The sequence below is a fragment of the Sphingopyxis sp. genome (assembly GCF_036402335.1).
Lineage (GTDB): Bacteria > Pseudomonadota > Alphaproteobacteria > Sphingomonadales > Sphingomonadaceae > Sphingopyxis.
Genome location: NZ_DASWTD010000167.1, coordinates 1 through 4,427, shown reverse-complemented (window position 1 = coordinate 4,427; position 4,427 = coordinate 1). Strand labels below are relative to the sequence as shown.

Here is a 4,427-nt window from a genome sequence, read left to right as displayed (position 1 = left end):
CGCGAAGCGGCGCCTGCCCTGGCCGGTGTTCGACTATATCGACGGCGCCGCCGACGACGAAGTCACTCGCCGCCGCAACCGCGAAGCGTTCGACGACTGCGACCTGATCCCGCGCGTCCTCGCCGGGGTCGCGAGCGTCGACATGAAGACGACGCTCTTCGGGCGCGAGATGGCGATGCCGCTTTTCCTCTCGCCGACCGCACTCCAGCGCCTCTTTCACTGGCAGGGCGAGCGCGCCGTGCTCCGCGCCGCGGCGAACGCGGGCACGGTCGCGGGCATATCGAGCCTCGCGACGATCAGCCTCGCCGAGGCGGGCGCGCTCACCGACGGGCCCAAGCTGTTCCAGCTCTATGTCCACCACGACGAAGGGCTCAACCAGGCGATGCTCGACGCCGCGCGCGACGCAAAGTTCGACGCCGTCGCACTGACGGTCGATACGATCGTCGGCGGCAATCGCGAACGCTGCCTGCGCTCGGGCTTCACCTCGCCGCCGCGCTTCACCGCGTCGAACATGCTGAGCTACGCCGCCAAACCCGGCTGGGGGCTCAACTATGTGCTGCGCGAGAAATTCAGCCTGCCCAATCTCGCGACGCACGTCTCCGAAGGGTCGAGCGTGCCCAAATCGGTCGCCGAATATTTCACCTCGATGCTCGACCAGAGCCTCGACTGGAAACGCGCCGAAGCGATCCGCAGGAAGTGGGATGGCCCCTTCTGCCTCAAGGGCATCGTCGCGGTCGAGGATGCCAAACGCGCCGCCGACATCGGCGCGACCGCGATCATGGTGTCGAACCATGGCGGGCGCCAGCTCGACGGCAGCATCTCCCCCTTCGACGCGCTCGCCGAGATCGTCGATGCGGTGGGCGACCGGGTCGAGGTGATCTGCGACGGCGGCATCACGCGCGGGACGCATGTGCTGAAAGCGCTGTCGGTCGGCGCCAGGGCCTGCTCGGGCGGGCGCCTCTATCTCTACGCACTCGCTGCCGCGGGCGAAGACGGCGTCGCGCGCGCGATCGCGCTGCTCCGCGCCGAAATGGAGCGCGGCATGAAATTGATGGGGGCCAGGACCCTCGCGGATCTCGGCCCCCATAATTTGCGCTGGCGGTAGTCGAATGATGTGAACCCCGGCGAAAGCCGGGGCCCATTCTACCTCGCGCTACGTTTCGTGGGCCCCGGCCTTCGCCGGGGTACACCTACGCCGCCGCAACCTCCTCCTTCTTGCCAAGCCCGCCCCAGTCGATGTTGCGGGTCATGTACATCACCCCGGCGAGGGCGAAGAACATCAGCACCGACCCGATGAGCAACGAATAGGCCTCGAGGTTCAGCAGCACGTAGAGCAGCGCATAAAGGCCGATCAGCATCGCTGCGAGGAAGCGCGCACGCTTCCAGCTCTTCAGCACCGCCGCACTGTAAAAAGCGAGCAGCCCGATGATCGCCGCCGATGCCAGCATATAGGCGAAGGTGAAACCGATCACCTCGGCAAAGGCGAGCAACAGCACGAAGAACAGCACCAGCGCGACGCCGGTCAGCAGATATTCGGCCGGTGCCACCTTCGCACCCGCGATGATGTCGAACATCAGGAAGGCGACGAAGGTAAAGCCGATGAACAGGAAGCCGTATTTGATGCTGCGATCGACCTGGCTGTAGAGGTCGACGGGTTCGACAAGGCTGATCGCGACCGCCTTCGCCGTACCGCCCGAACTTTCCACGTTGCTGCCGTCGCTCGCCACCGCGGTCGCCTCGGCCACTTCGGCGTAGCGCGGGCCATTGTCGCCCGAATAATGGCTCGTGACCGGCGGCGACAGGTCGCCCGTCAACACCTGCGCCTGCCCCAGCGCGAGGTTCGGAACAGCATAGGTCGCGGTGAAACCGCTGCCCGTCACGCTGCGCTTGGCGGGCAGGAAATCGCCGCCGAAGCTCGGGTTCGGCCAGGTCGACTTCACCGTCCAGCGGGTGTCGACACCGCGCGGGATCAGCTTGAAATCGCCGAGCCCGCGCACGCCGATCCTGTAATCGACCTTGAGCGGTGCGCCGGCGCTCCAGTCGACGAACGCGAAGGTCCCCGAATTGCCGGTGGAGAGCAGCCCCTTGCCCGGCTGGAGCGCGAGCGGGGTGCCATTGACCGCGACACTGTTGCCGTCGACCAGCCCGCGTGCGTCGCTGATCCCGAGGCGCACTTCGGCGCGGTCGAGCATCAGCGCCTCGCGCGCGACGCCAAAGCGCGCGATGTCGGCGGGCAATGCGAAGGTAGCGCTCCCCGCAATCTGGCTTTCATAGACGACGGTCTCGTAAATCGCCTTCCGCCGCTTCTCCGGCTTGATGACGACATCGGCGGTGTTCGACTGCGGCGAGAGATAGAGGTTGCGGATCGTGTTGACGGTCCGCGTGACGTCCTTGCCATTTTCGGTCACGCTATTCGTCTCGGTCGCGCGATAGGGGATGACGATCACCGGCCCGGCGATCGTCTGTTGCCCGCCCCAGCCCTGTCCGATCGAGGCCTGCGCGGTCTGCGCCTGCTGCTGGCGATCCCAGAGCAGGCCGTAAATCATCAAAAGGGGAACCATCAGCGCGACCGCGATCAGCACCGCGATGACCAGCTTGATGCCGGGACTTCGCTCGCTCCTTGCGGGCGGGACGGGAGGAACGGAAACGCTTTGAGAGGCTTGAGTCATGGGGGATCAAACTCCGCTGCTTCAACTCGTCGATGAAATTGCACGGTTCATCGATGCGGTCAAGCGCGTTGCGGCGAAGCGCACGGGCACGAAAAAAGCGGCCTCGCGGGCCGCTTTCCTGTCCTGCTTGTGCGAAATGGAGGGGGCGGCTTCCCCCTGAAGCCGCCCCGGCCCGGCGTCAGAAAGACGCGCCGAGCGAAAAGACCACCGCGCCGTCGGCGCCCACCGATTCCTTGTAGCCGAGAGTCTTCGGCGCATCGGTGTTGACGTAGGCGACGCCGAGCGTGAGCACTTTCCAGGTAAAATCGACACCGACCGAATAGTCGATCACATCGCCGTCGAGGCCGCCGAGGAAGCTGTCGCTCTTGGCATAGCCGAAATGGCCCTTCAGCTTCACCGGCGTGTCGGGGATCTGCACGCCCACATCGCTGTAGAGATAGACCGCGCTCGCGTCGCCGAGCGAATCCTGGCCGCCGGGCGCCCAGGCGATGCCACCCTTCACCGTCGCCGGACCGATCGCGCCAGTCAGCGAGGCATAGGGCTCGATCACCGACGTGTTGGACGCACCGGGATAGAGATAGAGCGTCGCGCCGACATCGGCGGTCAGGCCGGGCGACACTTCCTTCGCGAAACCGGCGAAGACGTCGATTTCGGTGCCGTTGTTGAACCCGATGCTCGACCCCCAGGTGCCGACATAGAGGCCGCTGTCATGCCCGATGGTGAAGCCGCCCTGGATCGCGGCCTCTTCGTCCGACTGGCTGAAGCCGCGGAAACGATAATCGCTGACGACGGTGGCGCTGCCGGTGATCGTGATGCCGTCGCCCGACTCTTCTTCCTGGGCATAAGCGGTGGCGGGAAGCGCCGAAACGGCGATGAGCATGCCAAGGCATGCGCGGGAAAGATTTTTCATGGACAGATCCCTGTATCAAGATTGATGGATCGTCCCTGCCTGCCGCGCGACGGCCAGCCTCTTTTCGGGCCGATCCGGTCTTGCGTGTCCCTTGTGTCGACGAAATTCCTGCGCCGCACAAACAAAAAAATCGACGCAGGCACATCTGCGCTATCCAATGCGACTTTTTTGCAACATGCGCGCGAAGGCGCGCACGAAAAAGGGGGACGGCCTCCCCCGAAGCCGTCCCCCTAGCGCGTGGTCGCTGACCCGTCAGGCGTTCAGAAAGAAACGCCCAGCGTAAAGACCACGGTTGGATCGAAGAGTGTGTCGTCGGCCTTGATGCCCGTCTTCTTGATGTCGGTGTCGACATATTGCACCGAGAGCGTCGCCGGACCGACGACATAGGACGCACCGAGCGACCAGTCGATATAATTGCCGTCGGGTGCAGTCAGCGCGAGCGAGCCATCGGCGTAGCCGACGCCAGCATTGAGCGTGACCGGGGTGTTCGGGATGCCGTAGCCGAGGCCGAGGTTGAAGTACCAGCTGTCGTCGCCCAGCGACTTCTGGTCCCAGGCATAGGCGACGGTGCCGGTCGCCGAAAGCGGACCGATGTCGTGCGACAGCTTGCCGATCGCCTCGAAATAGTCGGTCGGCGCGCCGCCGTCGTGGCTGCCCGGATAGGTGTACCAAGTGACGCCGACGTCAACCGTCGTACCCGGCGCGATTTCGGTCGCATAGCCGCCGTAGAGGTCGAGTTCGAACTTGCCATAGGCGTCGCTGTCGGGAAGCGAGGAGCCCCAGGCGCCGACATAAAAGCCGCTGTCGTGGCTGACGGTCAGCGTCGGCTGTACCGCGACCTTTTCGTT

4 protein-coding genes are annotated in these 4,427 nt (G+C 65.0%); 1 reads left to right on the top strand and 3 read right to left on the bottom strand.

Annotated elements, in window-relative coordinates; all coding sequences use genetic code 11:
* On the top strand, positions 1 to 1,105 hold a 1,105-nt coding region (locus VGD20_RS05195), incomplete at its 5' end, for an alpha-hydroxy acid oxidase (protein ID WP_331133427.1).
* An 85-nt stretch (positions 1,106 to 1,190) separates the two neighbouring features.
* Here the strand turns inward: VGD20_RS05195 and creD are convergent.
* From creD to VGD20_RS05180, 3 genes are all read right to left on the bottom strand, one after another.
* Positions 1,191 to 2,669: a cell envelope integrity protein CreD gene (gene creD / locus VGD20_RS05190; protein WP_331133426.1), complete on the bottom strand. Its 1,479-nt coding sequence runs from the start codon at positions 2,667 to 2,669 to the stop codon at positions 1,191 to 1,193.
* A 178-nt stretch (positions 2,670 to 2,847) separates the two neighbouring features.
* Complete coding sequence (locus VGD20_RS05185) at positions 2,848 to 3,579, bottom strand: TorF family putative porin (RefSeq protein ID WP_331133425.1); 732 nt, start codon at positions 3,577 to 3,579, stop codon at positions 2,848 to 2,850.
* A gap of 260 nt (positions 3,580 to 3,839) precedes the next feature.
* Positions 3,840 to 4,427, bottom strand: a 588-nt coding sequence (locus VGD20_RS05180) for a TorF family putative porin (RefSeq protein ID WP_331133424.1), incomplete at its 5' end; no start/stop codon positions are given.

Coding starts and splice junctions, on each gene's coding strand:
- creD (WP_331133426.1), bottom strand. CDS start 2,669: ATGACTCAAGCCTCTCAAAGCGTTTCCGTTCCTCCCGTCCCGCCCGCA.
- VGD20_RS05185 (WP_331133425.1), bottom strand. CDS start 3,579: ATGAAAAATCTTTCCCGCGCATGCCTTGGCATGCTCATCGCCGTTTCG.